15 protein-coding genes are annotated in these 17,799 nt (G+C 69.5%); 8 read left to right on the top strand and 7 right to left on the bottom strand.

Annotated elements, in window-relative coordinates; genetic code table 11:
- The first annotated feature begins 75 nt into the window (after positions 1-75).
- Complete coding sequence (locus AB0I53_RS27915) at positions 76-1,203, top strand: alpha/beta hydrolase-fold protein (RefSeq protein ID WP_358609027.1); 1,128 nt, start codon at positions 76-78, stop codon at positions 1,201-1,203.
- A 91-nt stretch (positions 1,204-1,294) separates the two neighbouring features.
- On the opposite strand, the gene lysX is transcribed toward AB0I53_RS27915, so the two are convergent.
- The 3 genes from lysX to AB0I53_RS27900 all read right to left on the bottom strand — a co-directional run bounded on the left by lysX (position 1,295) and on the right by AB0I53_RS27900 (position 7,514).
- Entirely contained in the window at positions 1,295-4,591 is a 3,297-nt protein-coding gene (gene lysX, locus AB0I53_RS27910; RefSeq protein ID WP_358609024.1) for a bifunctional lysylphosphatidylglycerol synthetase/lysine--tRNA ligase LysX, read from the bottom strand.
- 337 nt (positions 4,592-4,928) lie between these two features.
- Positions 4,929-7,085 (bottom strand): glycoside hydrolase family 3 C-terminal domain-containing protein, encoded by a 2,157-nt coding sequence (locus AB0I53_RS27905; protein ID WP_358609185.1) that lies wholly within the window; start codon positions 7,083-7,085, stop codon positions 4,929-4,931.
- A gap of 102 nt (positions 7,086-7,187) precedes the next feature.
- Positions 7,188-7,514: a hypothetical protein gene (locus AB0I53_RS27900; RefSeq protein ID WP_358609022.1), complete on the bottom strand. Its 327-nt coding sequence runs from the start codon at positions 7,512-7,514 to the stop codon at positions 7,188-7,190.
- Between the two features lie 113 nt (positions 7,515-7,627).
- Here AB0I53_RS27900 and AB0I53_RS27895 point away from each other — a divergent pair, with 113 nt between their 5' ends.
- Positions 7,628-8,512: a helix-turn-helix transcriptional regulator gene (locus AB0I53_RS27895; RefSeq protein ID WP_358609019.1), complete on the top strand. Its 885-nt coding sequence runs from the start codon at positions 7,628-7,630 to the stop codon at positions 8,510-8,512.
- Positions 8,513-8,534: 22 nt separating this feature from the next.
- Positions 8,535-8,762 carry a DUF397 domain-containing protein gene (locus tag AB0I53_RS27890; protein WP_358609016.1) on the top strand — a complete coding sequence of 76 codons (228 nt, stop codon included), beginning with the start codon at positions 8,535-8,537 and terminating at the stop codon, positions 8,760-8,762.
- A gap of 84 nt (positions 8,763-8,846) precedes the next feature.
- On the opposite strand, the gene AB0I53_RS27885 is transcribed toward AB0I53_RS27890, so the two are convergent.
- Positions 8,847-10,667, bottom strand: a complete 1,821-nt coding sequence (locus AB0I53_RS27885) for a TIM barrel protein (protein ID WP_358609013.1) — start codon at positions 10,665-10,667, stop codon at positions 8,847-8,849.
- Complete coding sequence (locus AB0I53_RS27880; RefSeq protein ID WP_358609010.1) at positions 10,654-11,532, bottom strand: shikimate dehydrogenase; 879 nt, start codon at positions 11,530-11,532, stop codon at positions 10,654-10,656. Before AB0I53_RS27880 ends, AB0I53_RS27885 begins: the two co-directional genes overlap by 14 nt.
- A 111-nt stretch (positions 11,533-11,643) precedes the next feature.
- On the opposite strand from AB0I53_RS27880, the gene AB0I53_RS27875 reads away from it, so the two are divergent.
- On the top strand, positions 11,644-12,294 hold the full coding sequence (locus tag AB0I53_RS27875) for a TetR/AcrR family transcriptional regulator (protein WP_358609007.1): 651 nt from the start codon (positions 11,644-11,646) through the stop codon (positions 12,292-12,294).
- Here AB0I53_RS27875 and AB0I53_RS27870 read toward each other — a convergent pair whose 3' ends face one another.
- Positions 12,295-13,842, bottom strand: a complete 1,548-nt coding sequence (locus AB0I53_RS27870) for a multicopper oxidase family protein (RefSeq protein ID WP_358609004.1) — start codon at positions 13,840-13,842, stop codon at positions 12,295-12,297. It lies immediately after the preceding gene.
- The gene (locus tag AB0I53_RS27865; RefSeq protein ID WP_358609001.1) at positions 13,839-14,213 is read right to left on the bottom strand and encodes a hypothetical protein; all 375 of its coding nucleotides are present in this window, start codon (positions 14,211-14,213) and stop codon (positions 13,839-13,841) included. Before AB0I53_RS27865 ends, AB0I53_RS27870 begins: the two co-directional genes overlap by 4 nt.
- A gap of 48 nt (positions 14,214-14,261) precedes the next feature.
- Here AB0I53_RS27865 and AB0I53_RS27860 point away from each other — a divergent pair, with 48 nt between their 5' ends.
- From AB0I53_RS27860 to AB0I53_RS27845, 4 genes are all read left to right on the top strand, one after another.
- Positions 14,262-15,164, top strand: coding sequence for an alpha/beta hydrolase (locus tag AB0I53_RS27860; protein ID WP_358608999.1), 903 nt, complete (start codon positions 14,262-14,264; stop codon positions 15,162-15,164).
- Entirely contained in the window at positions 15,161-15,784 is a 624-nt protein-coding gene (locus tag AB0I53_RS27855) for a TetR/AcrR family transcriptional regulator C-terminal domain-containing protein (RefSeq protein ID WP_358608996.1), read from the top strand. The genes AB0I53_RS27860 and AB0I53_RS27855 overlap by 4 nt, the downstream gene beginning before the upstream one ends.
- Positions 15,785-15,971: 187 nt before the next feature.
- A complete protein-coding gene (locus AB0I53_RS27850; RefSeq protein ID WP_358608994.1) occupies positions 15,972-17,318 on the top strand; it encodes an MFS transporter in 1,347 nt (448 codons plus the stop codon).
- A 260-nt stretch (positions 17,319-17,578) separates the two neighbouring features.
- On the top strand, positions 17,579-17,799 hold a 221-nt coding region (locus AB0I53_RS27845; protein ID WP_358608991.1), incomplete at its 3' end, for a hypothetical protein.

Below are 17,799 nucleotides of genomic sequence, written 5' to 3'. Positions count from 1 at the left end.
AAACCGGACCATACCGTCGAAAACACCTATCAGCACGGCGATTTCGCCCGGTGGGTGATAATCGAACTCGTGCGCGTGGCATTGACGAGTGGCATAGGCCCGGGACCGCAGCTGCCCGCTTCGGTCACCGAACAGGCGGGCGGGCGAAGCCCGCTGGAATCCGTGGTGCTGGTGGCGGTGCTCGCGCTGCTGACCGTCGGCGCGATCGTGGTCGTGAAACGGCGGCGAATGCGCCGGATCTCCGTAGTCGTCCCGGTTCTGCTCGCGGTGCTGACGTGCGCGGCGGGCGTCAACAGCTATGTCGGTTACGTCCGGTCGTTCGACGACTTCGGCCGGTTGCTGATGCTCGCCAGCGGCGGCAACGGCGACGCCGAACCGGCCGCTGCGGAGCCGGATCCGGTGCCGGGCGGCGTGCGGGTGACCGACGTCTCGCTGCCCGATCCTCGGCTCGGCGTCCCGACCGGCCGAACCCGGGTGCTGCTGCCGCCGGGCTACGACGATCCGGCTCGCTCCGCCGAGCGGTATCCGGTGGTGTACCTCGTGCACGGCTATCCCAGCGGCGGCCCGGACGACTGGCTGGGCCCGGGTGGCGCGGCGCAGACCATGCAGGCGCTGGCCGACGCGCACGCCGCGCGGCCCATGATCGTCGTGGCGGTGGACGCCACCGCGGGCACCGGCACCGACTGGGAATGCCTGAACGTGCCGGGCGGCCCGCAGCTGGAGTCCTACCTCACGACGACCGTGCCGCGGGAGATCGACGCCAGGTTCCGCACCCTGCCGGACCGGGGCGACCGGGCGATCGGCGGCATGAGCGGCGGCGCGTTCTGCGCGCTGAACCTGGGACTGCGCAACCAGAACACCTACTCGGTGATCCTCGCGACGGAACCCTACGACGATCCCGGCACGACGCTGCTCGACGGCCATCCCGACCTGCTGCGGGCGAACACGCCGCGCGAGTACCTGCCGACGCTGCCGGTGACGCGGCCGCTCGCGGTGATGCTGCACGCCGGCGTCGTCGCGCACTCCGACGTCGACCTCGCCAACCGGCTCGGCGACCAGCTCGCCGCGCGCGGCGCGACGGTCGCGGTACGCGCCGAACCGGGCGAATGGCACACCTGGCGCACGGCCCGCATCGGCCTGCCCTACCTGCTGGCCTTCGCCGCCGAGAACTTCACCTCGGGCCAACCACCGGCGCGCCCCTGACAGGACCCGCAGGTCAAAGCCCGTGCGCGTTTTGTGTCGCCATAGCAACCAAAAACGCGCACGGGTCCTGAGCAGCAGAAACGAAAGCGGCTCATCGCCGACCGGCGAGATCCGTCCTGACCAGCGGGAAGGCCAGGGTTTCCCGGATCGACCCGCCGGTGAGCAGCATGATCAGCCGGTCCACGCCCAGCCCCAGGCCGCCGGTGGGCGGCATCGCGTATTCGAGGGCGGCGAGGAAGTCCTCGTCGAGTTCCATCGCCTCCGGGTCGCCGCCGGCGGCGTGCAGGGACTGCTCCGTGAGCCGGCGGCGCTGCTCGATCGGGTCGACCAGCTCGGAGTAGCCGGTGCCCAGCTCGGTGCCGAACGCGACCAGGTCCCAGCGCTCCGCCAGCCGCGGATCGGCCCGGTGCGGCCGGGTCAGCGGCGACACGTCGGCCGGGAAGTCGGTGTAGAAGGTGGGTTCGGCGGTGCTGGACTCCACCAGCCGCTCGTACATCTCCAGCAGCACCGCGCCGCGCTCCCAGTGCGCCTCGTACGGCACGGACGCGGCGTCGCACAGCTTCCGCAGGCGCGGCAGCTCGGTGTCGGCGGTGATCTCCTCGCCGAGCGCCGCCGAGACCGCGTCGTTGACCGGCACTACCGGCCAGTCGCCGTCGAGCCCGAACTCGCCGTCCGGGCCGATCGCCGTGGGCGCGCCGCGCGCGGCGGTGGCGGCGGCCAGCACCAGGTTCCGGCACAGCTCCCGCATCGTCGTGTAGTCGCCGAAGGCCTGGTACGCCTCCAGCATCGTGAACTCGGGGTTGTGCTTGTGCGACACGCCTTCGTTGCGGAAGTTGCGGCCGATCTCGAACAGCCGCTCCACGCCGCCCACGCACAGCCGCTTCAGGTACAGCTCGGGCGCGATCCGCAGGTACAGGCGCATGTCGTAGGCGTTGCTGTGGGTGGTAAACGGCCGCGCGTTGGCGCCGCCGTGCACCGGCTGCAGCATCGGCGTCTCGACCTCGAGGAAATCCGATCGCACCAGCGTTTCCCGCAACGCGTGCACCGCGGCGCCGCGGGCGCGCAGGGCGTCGCGGGCACCCGGGCGCATGATCAGGTCCACGTGGCGCTGCCGGACCCGGGCCTCGGGATCGACCAGGCCGCGGTGCTTGTCCGGCAGCGGGTGCAGGCACTTCGCCGCCAGCCGCCAGTCGGCCGCCAGTACCGACACCTCGCCGCGCCGCGACGCAACGACTTCACCGGTCACCGACACCTGGTCGCCGATGTCCACCTGCTGCCGCCACGCCTGCTGCAGCTCGGCCCCGGAGTCCTTGGTGGTGAGCATGACCTGCAGGTCGCCGGAGAAGTCCCGCAGCGTCGCGAAGCACACGCCGCCGTGATCGCGCAGCAGCACCACGCGCCCGGCCACCGAGACGCGCTCGTCGGTCCTGGCATCCGGCAGGAGATCCCGATGGCGGGTGGTGACTGCCCGGCAGTGCTCGGTGCGCGGCACCGCCACCGGGTAGGGCTCGACACCGGCGGCGTGCAGGGCGTCCAGCTTGTCCCGCCGAACCTGCTGCTGTTGCGTTCCGGCGCGCTGCTGCTCCGCACCTTTCGGCTGCGGCACCGGAACTTCCACCGATTCGTCCGATGTGGACTTATGTCGCGACGCGGGCAGGAAACCTTCCGCGATCGCCGAGGCGATGCCGACCCGCGCGAGGTCGCGCCGTTCGGCGAACGCCACGTAGCGCGGGAACCAGTGCGGCCGGTACTTGACGTTCGACCGGTACAGCGACTCCAGCTGCCACCACCGGGAGAAGAACAGCAGCAGCCCTCGCCAGGCCCGCAGCACCGGCCCGGCGCCGATGCGCGCGCCCTCCTCGAACGCGGCGCGGAACATCGCGAAGTTCAGCGAGATCCGCTCCACTCCGAGCCGCGGCGCCGCCTGCGCCAGCGAGCTGACCATGAACTCGACGACGCCGTTGTCCGCGTCGCGGTCGCGGCGCATGACGTCCAGCGACAGCCCGTTGCGGCCCCACGGCACCAGCGACAGCAGCGCCACCGGCTCGCCGCGATCGCTCACCGCCTCGACCAGCACGCAGTCACCGTCCTGCGGATCGCCGAGCCGCCCGAGCGCCATCGAGAAGCCGCGTTCGCTCTCGGTGTCGCGCCAAGCCTCCGCCAGCCGCGCGATCTCGGCCATTTCCGCCTCCGGCACCTCCCGGTGCCGCCGGATGCGGGCGGTGTGCCCGGCCCTCTCGACCCGGTTCACCGCCTGCCGCACCGGCCGCATGTCCCGGCCGTCCAGGCCGAACTCCGCGACGTGCACCACGGCTTCGTCGCCGAGCTGCAGCACCTTCATCCCGGCGCGGGCGTACGCCGTGGCGCCGGGTTCGCTGACGCCCATCACCGCCGGCGTCCAGGTGTACTCCCGGCACATCGCCAGCCACTTGTCGATCGCCGGCCGCCAGGCCTCCGCGTCGCCCAGCGGGTCGCCGCTGGCCAGGCAGGCCCCGGCGACGACCCGGTAGGTGATCGCGGCCTTGCCGCTGTCGGAGAACAGCACCGCCTTGTCGCGGCGGGTGGCGAAGTAGCCCAGCGAGTCGCGTTCGCCGTGCTCGGCGAGCAGCCGCCGGACCTGCTGCTCCTCGTCCGGGCGCAGGGCGGCGGCCAGCCGCTGCGCGCGCAGCAGCAGGAACAGGGCGGTGAACAGGGCGGCCGTGCCGAACAGGCCGAGGACGAAGTTGACCCAGCCGGGCGCGTGCCCGACGCCGGTGACGGTGAAGTCGATCGCGCCGCCGAGCACCCGCTCGACGGTCCACGTCAGCCGCGCCTGCGCGCCCCGCAGCGAACCCGGGAACAGCGAGACCAGGGCGTAGCCGAGGCCCACGAACGTGGCGATGAGCAGCGCGAACACCACCGCCGCCTGGTAGCCGCTGCCGCGTTTGGCGCGGCCGTAGAACTCGCCGCGCGCCAGCCACAGCGGCACGAACGCCAGCGCCGAGACGACGATGTTGGTGCTGAAGATCCACACGTGGTCGATCGGCACGTGGTAGCGGGCGCCCAGCTCGTCCATCCACAGCGCCTCGATGTGATCGCCCAGCACCACGAGCACCACGATGTCGCCGATCACCTGCAGCGCCAGGATGCCCACCAGGATCCACAGCGCGAGCCGCTTGCGGCGCTTCAGCGCGGCCGCCAGCACCGCCAGGAACGCGGCGTACGCGATGTTCGGCGGCGCCGGGAACAGCACGTTGTCGACGAACCTGCGCACCGGTTGCACATTCCCGAAAAGCGCCAGGCCGACCGCCGAGCCCACGCACAGCAGCGCCACTACGAGCACTGTGCCGGCGGTGATGCTCGGCATTCTGCTGCGCCACCGGCGCGCGGTCTCCTCCTGCTGGACCACCGTGTTCCTCCCCGGCCGTGGATCGGCGGTGCGACCCGTCGGGGTCCGCTCGCCGACATCCAATCTACGACCGGACGTGCGCCGCGCGCCGCCGCCCCGACCGCACGTCGGTGGAATTTCGGCGATCTTGCTACCCATTTTGGCGATGTCCGCCCACAGAGGACCAAACGGCCGATTCGGATCCGCCGGTCAATTCCCGGCTTCGGCCGGTCCAGGTAGCCCCGGACCTCATCCGGCGCACCATTGCTCAGCAGCACCACGGGCAACTTCCGCGCGGCGGCGCCGAACCCCGGCAGCGTCATCCGGCAATGCCCGCAAAGCGGAGAACCGGCGTGACTCAGGTGCTCAGGCGGATGTCCCGGGAGGAATCGCCGACCATGACGGTGTAGCGGCCGGGCGAGATCCGCCAGGTACCCCTGGTTTCGTCCCAATACGACAGATCTCGCTCGGTCAGAGCGAAGGTCACCCGCGTCGTTTCGCCCGCCGCCAAGGAGATCTTGCGGAAGCCCTTGAGCTGCTTCGGCGGCTGGCGGACGCCGGGACCGGGCGACAGCAGGCCGAGGTACAGCTGCGGGACGGCGAAGCCCCGCCGACGGCCGGTGTTGGTCACGCTGAAGCTCACCGACATGCCGTCCACGCGCAGGTCGCGATAGTCGAACGTGGTGTAGGACAGGCCGTGCCCGAACGGGAATGCGGGCTCGATCCCAGCCGCGTCGTAATGCCGGTAGCCGACGAACACGCCTTCCTTGTAGTGCACGTCCTCGCCGACTCCCGGATACATCTCCGGGTCTCCGGCGGTCGGCAGGTCGGCTTCCCGCTCCGGGAAGGTCACCGGCAGCCGCCCACCCGGATCGACGTCGCCGAACAGCACCCGAGCCAGCGCCGCGCCGCCACCCGCGCCTGGATACCACGCCTGCACCAATGCGCGGGCGCGATGCCGCCACGGCGTCAGCACCGGTCCCCCGGTTTCCAGCACCACCACGGTGTTCGGATTCGCGGCCAGCACCGCCGCGATCACCGCGTCCTGGTCGACGAACGGATTCCCCGTGCCCGGCGGCGGGAACGACAGCAACCCGGCGTCGATGTCGAGCCCGGTCTTGTCCACGAACTCCGACTGAAGATCGGCCGCGAACACGACGGCGATGTCGGCGTCGCGCACTGCGGCTGCCGCGGCCTCCGGCACCCGGCCGGGATGGTAGGCGACGGTGATCTCCGAGCCTGCGCGCTGCTCGATGCCGTGCCGGGGCGTGACGAAGGTGAACGGCGTGACCGATGACGATCCACCGCCCTGCACGAACCGGTCGGCCGCGTCACCGATCAACGCGATCTTCTTTCCCTGCAACGAATTCGCGTCCAACGGCAGTAGCCCGTCGTTGGCCAGCAGCGTTATCCCCTGCTCCGCGATGCGCGTGGCCGTCGCCAGATGCCCGTCCTGGTCGATCAGCGCGTCGTCGTCCGGGAACGGCGGCCGGCCGAAGAGGCCGTGGGCGAACATCGTCCGCAGGATGCGCCGCACGTGGTCATCGACGTCCGCGGTACTCGCCTGGCTCGTCGCCAACGCGGCGGAGATCGCCGGAGGTGAGTACACCAACGCCGGCCACGGCTCGAAGTCCAGGCCGTTGGTCAGCGAGTTCGCGGTGTTCCGGGTGGCGGCGTAGTCGGCGATCGTGTAGCCGGGGAACCCCCACTCGTGCTTCAGCAGATCGTTGAGCAGCCACTGGTTCTCGCAGGCGTACTGCCCGTTGAGCCGGTTGTAGGAACCCATCACGGCCCCGGCACCGGCCTCGCGGACCGCGGCTTCGAACGGCGGCAGGTGGATCTCGCGAAGGGTGCGCTGGTCGACGACGGCGTTGTAGGTCATCCGCGAACCGACGACACCGAGCACGCCTTCCTGGTTGTACGCGGCGAAGTGCTTGACGCAGACGATCAAGCCCTCGCCGTGCGCGCCGTTGATCCACGCGACGCCCAACCGGCTCGTCAGGTATGGATCTTCACCGAAACCTTCGAACATGCGCCCGGCCAACGGCGTGCGCACGATGTCCACGGTTGGCCCGAAGACGACGTCGTTGCCCTTGCACTTGATCTCGTTGGCGACGGTCGCTCCATAGTGGAATGCGGCGTCGGGATCGAAGGTGGCGGCCAGCGCGATGGTGGCGGGCATGGCGGTACCGTTGCCCTGCCGGGCCCCGATCGGCCCGTCGCCGTAGCGCACGGTGGGCATCCCAACCCGCTCGACGCCGTGCCCGGTCCCGGTGTGGGTGCCAGGAAAACCAGCCCCGCCGCCCAGCTCGTCGCCGCCGAGCAGGGAGATCTTCTCCGGCAGGGTCAGCTCGCGCAGCAGCAGGTTCGCACGCTCGTCGGGCGAGAGTCCCGGCGCGCACCAGGGATGGTCCCCGCAGCGGCCCGGCGAGGCACCGGCAGGTGAAGCCGCGCCCACGCCCACAGCCAGCACGGATGCTGTTAAGAAGGTCCGACGGGAGATATCGCGAGACACCAAAGCCGGGCTCCTCTCGCGCCATTGCGGGATTCGTCCCAGTCTGCGCGAGAGAAGCCCGGCAATCATCGCCCAACCGCAGGCAACCGACCGGCCGCCGGATCAACCCCGCGGGCGCGGCACCGTCTCGGAAGGCCAAGCGAGCCGCACGTTGCGGATCCGGGAGAACAGCGCATGCGCGCCATCGGCCGAAGCGCACCTCGCCCAGAGCATGCCGTCGAGGTCGAAGACCGAAGCGCGCTGCTCGAACTCCAAGCCCCAGGCGAAGATCTCGCAGTCCACGCGCTCCCCGTGCTCCTCCACCAACGCGAACACCCGAGGCGGCGAGCCGTCGGCCTCTTCCTGCACCAACGCGGCGAACTCCGCCTCCGGCAACGAGCCCACCAGCCCGGACTCGAACGAAGACCCCTGACCAGCGCCGACTACCATCGCTACCTCCCGCACTTGATCGTGCACTGACAGTAGTTAGAATCGATCTGGGTACCCACTTTTTCAAGTGGGTACCCACGGATTTCGCCTGATCGAGTCCACGAAGGAGAGGCATGAGCCAGGACACGGGTGAAGTCGCCAGCGCTACGGTTCGGCGCTGGCAGCTGACCGAAAGCCTGCGCCAGCTCCGCGAGCAGGCGGGCCTGACGATGACCGAGGCCGCCGAGGAGCTCAAGGGCCAACCGGGAAAATGGTCGCGCTCCAAGCTCCAACGCATCGAAACACGTGACCAGGGCGTGAAAGCCCGTGAGGTCGAACAACTCCTCGACCTCTACCGGGTTGCCGACGAAGATCTGCGGAACTGGCTGCTGGGGCTGGCGTCAACCGCGAGCGAGCGCGGCTACTGGCTCGCCTTTCAACGGGAACTGCCGCAGGACTTCCACGCCGTGCTCAACGTCGAAGCCGAACTCGTCGCGCAACGGCAGTTCGAGACGATGGTCGTACCCGGCCTGCTGCAAACCCAGGAGTGGGCCCGAGCCGTCATGACCGGCGGAAGCCCAGGTGTCGCGGCCGACGTCATCGAGCGACGAGTGCTCGCCCGAATGGCCCGCCAACAGGTCCTCACCAAGCAGAACCCGATGAAGCTGCACGCCATCATCGAAGAGGCGGTCCTCGAACGCCCCATCGGCACGAACCCGGTCATGCGCCGCCAGCTCGAAAGACTCCTCGAAGAGGGCGAAAAGGAGCACATCACCATCCAAGTCCTGCCCATGACCGCAGGAGCAAGCCCAGCCATCGACGGACCGTTCGCCATCCTGTCGCTACCCGACCCGGTTCCAGACTTCGGACTAGCTGAAGCACCAGGACGCATGGTCTACATCGAGGATCGAGATGCAGTAAGGGAGTACACGCTTCGCTTCGGTATTCTCACGGAGCGAGCTCTTTCGCCTGCGAAATCAGCCGAACGACTTGCACAGGCTGCCCGAAAGTACAGTTGAGCGCCGTCGCTAGGAGGCCCCGGTGGCTACAGACCGACTCTTACACCAGGTCGAATGGCGCAAGAGCAGCTTCTCAGGAACCGGCGGCAACGGAAGCGGGAACTGCGTCGAAGCCGCTGCACTACCCGACGGACGTGTCGCGATCCGCAACAGCAACGCACCCGACGCAGGCACCATCCTCTTCACCCGCGCGGAAATCTCCGCCTGGATCAAGGGCGTCAAGGCCGGCGAGTTCGACGACCTCACCTGATCCCGATCGTGTTGGAGTGAACGGCCTGTTCGCCTCGTCTAGCGAGGCGAACGGGCCGTTCACTCCACCTCCGCCCTGCCGGTGTCAGCCCTCGGCGCCGGCCAGGCGCTGCCTGCGGTGGGCGGCCATCCGGACCGACGCGTTCGCCACGCCATATCCGGCGTAGGCGCCGATGCGCTGGACGAGCTCGAAGAAGATCCGCGCGCCGAACAGTTCCGTGAACAGATGCAGGTACTCGCCGTGCTCGTCCCGGTCGTAGAGCACCGAATTCGCCCGCAGCTCGGCCAGGAGATCCGCGTCCAGGTTCAGCTGTGCGTCGAGGTCGTCGTAGTAGTTGTCCGGGATCCGCAGCACCGGTGCTCCTCGCTCGCGCAGGGTGCGCGCCGCGGCCAGCACGTCTTCGCAGGTGAACGCGATGTGCTGCGGGTCGCGGACCGCCGGCGCCCATTCGCCACGGCGCACCAGGGTGCCGTTCAACGCGATTCGCACCGTGCCGGACGAGTTGAGCACCGCCCGGCTGCGCACCATTCCGAACGGCGCCGCGTACTCCACGATCGGCTCCGGCTCCAGCCCGAGGACCGAGCGGTAGAACAGCGTCGCCTCATCGAAGTGGTCGAACGGCTGTGTCAGCGCGACGTGGTCGATGCCAGTGATGCCCAGCCCTCGTTCCGCCGAGGCCTCCGCGCTGGGGAAGTCCGAGAGCCAGCTCTCGGCGTCGCAGAAGAACACCTCCGTGCCGTCCGGCGCCGCCACAGACGCCAGGTTGGCTTCCTCCGGCCCGCGCGAGCGCGGCAGGATCGGCGCCTCCATCGCATCCGCCCGCTGCGCAGATCGTCCCGGGTCGGCGCTTTCCACCGCCAGCGCACCGATCGCCGCGGAGTCCGATGTGGATGACGAGGCGTTCAGCAGCACCCGCGCGCCGCCCTGCTCCCACAGCTGCACCGGCTTGCTCCGGTGCTTTCCGGTGAGCGAGAAGCCGAGCGCCGTGAGCGCGTCGGCGAGCCGGGCCGAGGCGATCTCGTCGACGGCCAGTTCCGCGAAGGCGCAGCCGGCGAGCTCCGGTGCCGGTGCGGCGACCGGCATCCCGAGCTGCTCCTCCAGCAGCCGCAGCGACCGCATCGCGTCCACCGCCGCCGGTTTCGGGTCGGCCTGCCGGAAGACGTCGTTGAACACCTCCAGCGACAGCGGCCCGGGGTAGCCGGTGGACAGCACGTTGCCGACGAAGGTCGGCAGGTCGAACGAGCCCTGCCCAGGGAACAGCCGGTGGTGCCGGCTCCACTGCAGCACGTCCATGTCCAGCCGCGGCGCGTCGGCCAGCTGCAGGAAGAACAGCTTCTCGCCGGGGATGGTGCGGATCAGCGTCGGATCGCTGCCCCGCGACAGCACGTGGAAGCTGTCCAGGCACAGCCCGAGCGCCGGATGGTCGGCGCGGCGCACGATCCGCCAGGAGTGGTCGTAGGTGTTGACGAACCGGCCCCACGCCAGCGCCTCGTAGGCGATGCGCATGCCGCGCGCGGCGGCGCGCTCGGCGAGCAGGCGCAGCTGCTCGGCGGCCAGCTCGTCGTCGTCCACCGCGTCCGGCGAGACCGTCGAGCACACCAGCACCAGATCGGCGCCGAGCTGCTCCATCACGTCGAACTTGCGCTCGGCCCGCCGGAGGTTGGCCCGCAGCACGTCCGGCGGGACCGCCTCGAAGTTCCGGAACGGCTGGTAGAGATCGATGGTCAGCCCGAGATCGGCGCAGCGCCGCCGGATCTCGGCCGGCGTTGCGGCGGAGGCGATCAGGTCGTTCTCGAAGATCTCGACGCCGTCGAACCCGGCCGCCGCGGCGGCGGCCAGCTTGTCCTCCAAGGTGCCGGACAGGCAGACGGTGGCGATCACTCTTCGGGCGTCAGCCGTGGACATGCACACCTCCGGCGAGCTCGGCGAAGTGGCGGAGCATCCGCCCGGCGTCCGGCTCGACGCCGGTGAACAACCGGAACGAGTCGACGGCCTGGAACACCGCCATGCCGCCGCCGTCGAGAACCCGGCAGCCGTTCGCCCGCGCGGTGGCGACGAGTTCGGTCTCCAGCGGCCGGTAGACGACATCGGCCACCCACAGCTCGGGGCGCAGCAGCTCGGCGGGCACCGGCAGGCCGGGGTGCGCGGCCATCCCGGTCGGCGTGGCGTGCACGAAGCCGTCCGCCCAGGCCAGCGCCTCCGCCGCGGAATCCAGCCGGGCGGCTTCGGCGCGGTCGGCGCCAAAGCGCGTGCGTAGCGACTCGGCCAGCGCCTCGCTGCGGCGCGGGTCGACGTCGAGCACGCGGAGCACTCCGGTGCCCAAGGTCAGCATCGCGTGCGCCACCGCGGCACCGGCACCGCCCGCGCCGAGGAGCACGACCCGATCCACCGGGGCGTCCGGCAGGCCGCGGCTGAAGCTGCGGGCGAAACCGGAGCAGTCGGTGTTGTGGCCGATGGCGCGGCCGTCGGCGAAGACGACCGTGTTGACGGCACCCAGCTCGACGGCGTCCGGCGAGAGCTCGTCGAGGTGCTCGATGACCGCCTGCTTGCACGGATGCGTGATATTGAGCCCGTCGTAGTCGGCGGTTCGGGCGGCGGCCAGCAGCTCACCTATCGCCGACGCCGGCTTGCCCAGCACGTCCAGATCCCACCGGCGGTAGAGGTACCGGAGCCCGAGCTCGTCGGCCTCGCGCTCGTGCAGCGGCGGGCTCAGCGACGGGCCGATGCCCGAACCGATGAGCCCGACGAGGTAGCCGTCCTGGTTGCGCACCTGAGCTCCTTCTAATTAACGAACCAGCTAGTTAATAGTAGGCCGGAAGCTCCGATCCGGGAAGGGCCGCTGCACTACAGTGGGCCCGAGCCCAAACCTCGAGGGAGCGCCGTGGCAGCACCGACGTCCGACACCAGGGAAGTCCGGCACCGCGATGCCGAGCGGACGCGCGCGGAGATCCTCGAGGTGGCCACCGAGGAATTCGCCGACAAGGGCTACGCCGGCGCCCGCGTGGACGAGATCGCCGCCCGCACCAGCACCACCAAGCGGATGATCTACTACTACTTCGGCGGCAAGGAGCAGCTCTACCTCGCCGCGCTGGAGAACGCGTACTCGGTGATCCGCGGCATCGAGCGCGAGGTCGACGTCGACGACCTGGATCCCGTCGAGGCGATCCGGCGGCTCGCCGAGCTGACCTTCGACCACCACGAGTCGCACCCGGACTTCCTCCGCCTGGTCAGCATCGAGAACATCCACCGCGCCGAACACCTGGCCAAATCCGAGCTGCTGCCCGGCCTGGCCACCCCGGCGCTGGACGTGCTCGGCCGCATCCTGGAGCGCGGCCGGGCGGCCGGGCAGTTCCGCACCGACGCCGACGCCCTGGACGTGCACATGGTGATCAGCTCGTTCTGCGTCTTCCGCACCGCGAACCGCTACACGTTCCAGGCGATCTTCAAGCGCGACATGCTCGACCCGGCCCGCCGCGACCACTACCGCAAGATGCTCGGCGACCTGGTGCTCGACTACCTCACCGCGACCTGATCACCACACCGCGAAGTTCCCCATCATCATCATGTCCTCGTGCTCCAGGTTGTGGCAGTGGAAGACGTACCGACCGCGGTAGCCGTCGAACCTGGTGATGATCCGGGCCGCTTCGGCCGGCCGCAGGTCGAGGGTGTCCTTCCAGCCGCCGTCGCACGGCCCGGGCCCCCCGTTCCCGCGCCCCAGCACCTGGAAGTGGACCAGGTGCAGGTGCACGGGATGGTGGAAGTCGCCGTGGAGGTTCCAGATCTCCACGTCCCCGAACCGCGGCTCGGCGTGGTTCCGGTCCGGGGCGAACGGTTCGCCGTTGATGGTCCAGCCGTGCACCTGCCCGATCGCCTTCGACTGGAACACCACGTCGCGCACGGTAGCGGCGGCCGCCGGATCCAGCGGCGGGATCTCGCTGAGCCGCTCCGGCACCCGGCTGTGGTCGGGCGCGGTGCGCGCGACCCGGAACTCCATGACCTGGGCGGTGCTCCCGTGACCGAAGTCGTTGAGCAGCCGCACCCGCTGACCGACCGGATGGGTGCCGAAGTCCACGACCACCTCGAAGCGCTCGGCCGGAGCCACGTCGAGGTGCCGGTGCGTCATGGGCCGTTCGAGCAGCCCGCCGTCGGAACCGATCTGCACCAGCGGCGCGGGCGGGTCCAGGCGGAGCCGGTAGCGCCGGGCGTTGGACGCGTTCAGCAGCCGAAGGCGGTAACGGGTGGCGTCGACTTCCGTTGTGGGCCAAGGGATTCCGTTCACCAATAGCACGTCGCCGAGCACGCCTGCCTCATACGGCGAGTGCACTCCGGGAGTCGCGACCAGGGCCGGGTCCACGCTGGGATACGCGAACGAGCCGTCCGCGGCGAAGGACCGGTCGCAGATCACCAGCGGCAGGTCGCGGTCGCCGTCGGGGAGTTCCAGGGCACGCTCCTCGTCATCGGTCACCAGGTGCAGCCCGACCAGGCCGCGCCAGACGCTCGGGCCGGTGAAGTCCATGCGGTGGTCGTGGTACCACAGCGTCGCCGCGCGCTGGTCCATGTCGTACTCGTAGGTGCGCTCGCCGATCGACAGGTCGCCGCCGTGGTGACCGCTGTGGTGACCGCCGTGGTGCCAGCCTCGCGGCAGCACCAGGTCGGTCGGGTACCCGTCGTGCTCGGGCGAGGTCCGCCCGCCGTGGAGGTGAGCCACGGTCGGCACCGGCAGTTCGTTGCGATGCCGCACGATCGTCCGCCGGCCACACCGGGAGACGATGGTGGGACCGGGGAAAATCCCTTCGTAGCCCCAGATCTGCGTGCGAACGCCCGGGAGGATCTCGACGTCCGCGACGCGCTGCGTGATCTCGTAGAAGTCCTCACCCGCCGTCGAGCGGACCGGTTGCAGCACCGGCGGAACGGCAAGTGGAAGCTGGAACGGCCGCGGGAGCGGAAGCGCACTGCGCAGCAGCGACCCGGTCGAGGACGAACCGCCGATGCCCAGGCCCCACGACACCCCGATGCCGCCGGCGAGCGCAGCGGCCCCGGCTCCCAGCAGCACCGACCGCCTGGAGATGCGCCCGCTCACGCGACCGGCTCCCGCCAGGCGAGCACCGTCAGGACGACGGCCGCGATGGTGATCAGCACCGCCAGCGGGACGTGCACCGCCAGCAGTCGCGCCGCGCCGGATGCCGTCTGCACCTGCGAGGCCAGGAACAACCCGGCGGAAGTCAGCAGCGGCCACCACCTCCCGCTGTCCGGCCAGCGAAGGGACGCCGCCACCGCGATCGCGCAGACCAGCAGTACGTCGGTGCACGTCGCGGTGATCTGGTGCCAGCCCAGCGATGCGTAAGTGCCGGAGAGGAACTGGCCCGCCAGCACCGCCTGCAACAGGTAAGCCCCGCTCGCCGCGGTGATCAGGCCCCGGAAGCCCCACCAGCGCCGCGTTCTGTTCAGCATGTTCTACAGTGTAGACATAATCTACAACGTAGACAGACAGGCTCTGGAATGACGCAAAAGCCGCAAATCATCCCGGTTCCCGCAGCCGATGCCGTGCTGCACACCGAGCGCAGCGGACACGGTCCCGCGGTGGTGCTCGTCCCCGGCGGCGGCGGAGACGCCGAGATGTTCGAGGCGGTCGTCCCGCTGCTCGCCGACCGGTACACCGTGATCACGCTCGACCGGCGCGGCAACTCGCGCAGCAAGTCCGAGACGCTCTTCTCGCTCGCGCAGCAGGCGGCCGACGTGATCACCGTGCTCGACCACCACGGCATCGACCGCGCCTACGTCTTCGGCACCAGCGCCAGCGGCATCATCGCGCTGGAACTCCTTGCACACCACGACGATCGACTGCTCGGTGCCGTTGTGCACGAGCCGCCGATCATCCGAGTGCTCCCCGACCGGGCCGAGCAGGCCGCGAGCATCCGGGAGGTCGGCCGGATCACCGATGAGGAGGGCGCATTGCCGGGCTGGCTGCGCTTCGCCTCGATGATCATGCCCGGGACCGGGGCCCGGCTGTTCACCTCACGATTCGGCCGAGCAGCCGGAGCGGCCCTGCTGCGCCTCGCCTCCGCGGCTCAGCGCGTTCGCGGCCGCGAGCCGGGCGGCATGCAACGGATCATCGGCAACGCCGAGTGGCTGCTGAAGCACGAGATGCCGGTGCTGGTCGACTACCGGCCCGATGTCGACGCGTTGCGCGCCACGAGCGCACCGTGGTGCTTCGCGGTCGGCACCGGCAGCGCCGGCGAGTTCTACGAACGCCCGGCTCGCCTGCTCGGCGCGGAACTCGGGATCGCGTGCGCGGAATTCCCGGGCGGTCACGCCTCGTACCAGCAGGAGCCGACCGAGTTCAGCGCGCGGCTGACTGCAATCCTGGACGGGTTCGCAGCACGAGGAGGACGCCGCAGGTGAGCAAGAGCGCCCGGCCGACGAGGCCGACCCTGAGCCGGGAATACATCGCCGACGTGGCACTGGCGCTGATCGACCGCAACGGGCTGGACAAGTTCTCGATGCGCAAGCTCGGCGCCGAGCTCGACGTGGACCCGATGGCGGTCTACCGGTACTTCGCCGACCAGGAAGAGCTCTTCGACGGCATCGCCGAGGCGCTGTTCGCCGAGTTCGACACGGATGCGCTGCCGTGGCAGGGCCCGTGGCGCGAGCTGTGCGAGCGGTTCTCGCGGCGCATGCGGGACGTGCTGCTGGAGCACCCGCATGCCGTTTCGATCTTCGCCACCCGCCCGGTCCGCTCCCCGGCCTCGATCGACACCGGCGAGCGGATGATCACCACCCTGCGCGACGCGGGTTTCGCGCCCGAGCTCGCCCTGCAGCTGATGCGCTGCCTGCGCGAATTCACCGTGGGCCACGCGCTCAGCATCGCCGTGGTCAAGCTCGGCGGAGCCCGGCGCAGCCGCAAACCGGCACCCGATTCGCCGGATTACAACCTCCTCGCCAGCAGCGCGGACGGCGCGCGGATCGACGCGCACTTCGACCTCGGCGTGGCCGCGCTGCTCGACGGCTTCGCCCGCCGCTGACGCCGCCGGGGACGTTATTTTCGCTGGTCAGATACCCTGACTGGGATGTCGCCGCAGGCCCGTGAGGACATCCGCCCGAAACACACCCTTGACAGGTGACTCGCCACACCCTCACCCTTTGGGACTAACTAGATGGTTCATAAGTCGCCGGTCTGAGCAACGGTGCACGGACTCCTTGGAGCTACAAGTGACGGACCACTCCACCGCCACGCAGGGCAAACCGCGCAAGGCCGCCGTCGCCGCGTGGATCGGCAGCGCCCTGGAGTACTACGACTTCTTCATCTACGGCACCGCCGCCGCGCTGGTCTTCAACAAGATCTTCTTCCCGGCCTCCTCCCCCGCGACCGGCACGCTGCTCGCGCTCGCCACCTTCGGCGTCGGCTACCTCGCCAGGCCGGTGGGCGCCTTCGTCCTGGGCCACATCGGCGACGTCTTCGGCCGCAAGCGGGTGCTGGTCTACACGGTGCTGCTGATGGGCGTGTCGACCGTGCTGGTCGGCTGCCTGCCGACGTACCACCAGATCGGCGTGGCCGCGCCGGCCCTGCTGGTGACGCTGCGCCTGATGCAGGGCTTCTCGGCGGCCGGCGAACAGGCCGGCGCGAACTCGATGTCGCTGGAGCACGCGCCGCCGGACCGGCGCGCGTACTACACCAGCTTCACGCTCAGCGGCACCCAAGCCGGGCAGATCCTGGCGACCGCGGTCTTCCTGCCCGTGGCCGCGCTGCCCGAAGAACACCTGCTGACCTGGGGCTGGCGAGTGCCGTTCTGGCTCAGCGCGGTGGTGGTGGTCGCCGGCCTGCTGATCCGCCGGAAGCTCGACGAAACACCGGTCTTCGAACAAGAAGTGGCCGTGGGCGAGACGAAGCGGGCCAAGACACCGCTCGTCCCGCTGTTCCGCGATCACTGGGCCAGCGTGCTGCGCGTCGTGATCGCCTCGGTGATCGCGGCGGTCAGCACCATCTTCACCGTCTACGCGCTCAGCTACGCGGTTAACACCGTCGGCCTGGCGAAAACGCCGATCCTGTGGGTCGGAGTGCTGGCCAACATCGCGGCGCTGTTCGCCATCCCGCTGTGGGCGAAGCTGGCGGACCGGGTCGGGCGCAAGCCGGTGTTCATCGGTGGCTCCCTTGGATGCGCCGTGCTGATGGCGGCGTACCTGTGGTCGCTGTCGCTCGGCAACTACGGGCTGATCTTCGCCACCGGGATCCTGATGTTCGGCGTGGTTTACAGCGCCACCAACGGGATTTGGCCCGCTTTTTACGGCGAGATGTTCCCGGCTCGGGTGCGGTTGTCCGGCATGGCGATCGGCACTCAGATCGGGTTCGCGTTGGCCGGGTTCTCTCCGAGCATTGCTGAAGCCATTGGTGGCGGCCGGGATGGGTGGGTGAACGTCGCGTTGTTCACCGCCGCGCTTTGCGTGCTGAACGCCGTTGCCGTGGCGACCGGGAGGGAGACCTATCGGGTTCCTACCGAGGATCTCGGGTTACCGGCTTCGAACGGTGGGCGGCCTGCCGTTGGGGTTGGGGCCGCTTGACGTTCGGTTGGACAGGCTCTCGGGTTCTTACCCGGGGGCCTGTCTTTTTTGGCTTTTTTCGTGGTTGGGTTTTCGTTGTTTGGTTTGGGTTTTGCTCAGGGTTGGGACCTTTGGAGGTTCCGTCTCGGGTGGGCCATCCCCGCGATGGGTGGAGGGTGGGGGCTGGCACATCGGCGTCTTGCGTTGCGGGGCGGCGGTTTCCGGCTTCGCTGGGACTGATGGGGTTCGGTTTCGGGTTGATCCGTCGCAGGGTCAGGTTCGTGGTCGGCTTTCTGCGGCAGGTTGCCGGAGTCGTCGTGGGGCAGCCATTCATCGGGGCACTTCGGCTAGCGGTGATCGCGTCGGGCCCGGGGTGGGGGGGGGGGGGGGTTTTTTTTTTTTTTTTTTTTTTGAAACAAGAAAAAAGAAAAAAAAAACAAAAACCGAAAAATAAAAGAAGAATAAGAGTGAATGGGGAGGTGTTGTTGTTGGTGGTGGTGGG

The sequence above is a fragment of the Saccharopolyspora sp. NPDC050389 genome (assembly GCF_040655595.1).
Classification (GTDB): domain Bacteria; phylum Actinomycetota; class Actinomycetes; order Mycobacteriales; family Pseudonocardiaceae; genus Saccharopolyspora.
Note: the sequence above shows the minus strand (reverse complement) of the source record. Positions and strands in the feature narration are given on the sequence as shown.

What these genes read in the sequence shown, in the direction of transcription:
- AB0I53_RS27900 (WP_358609022.1), bottom strand. Translation starts at nt 7,514, where the DNA reads ATGGTAGTCGGCGCTGGTCAGGGGTCTTCGTTCGAGTCCGGGCTGGTG.
- AB0I53_RS27895 (WP_358609019.1), top strand. Translation starts at nt 7,628, where the DNA reads ATGAGCCAGGACACGGGTGAAGTCGCCAGCGCTACGGTTCGGCGCTGG.
- AB0I53_RS27885 (WP_358609013.1), bottom strand. Translation starts at nt 10,667, where the DNA reads ATGTCCACGGCTGACGCCCGAAGAGTGATCGCCACCGTCTGCCTGTCC.
- AB0I53_RS27865 (WP_358609001.1), bottom strand. Translation starts at nt 14,213, where the DNA reads ATGCTGAACAGAACGCGGCGCTGGTGGGGCTTCCGGGGCCTGATCACC.
- AB0I53_RS27860 (WP_358608999.1), top strand. Translation starts at nt 14,262, where the DNA reads ATGACGCAAAAGCCGCAAATCATCCCGGTTCCCGCAGCCGATGCCGTG.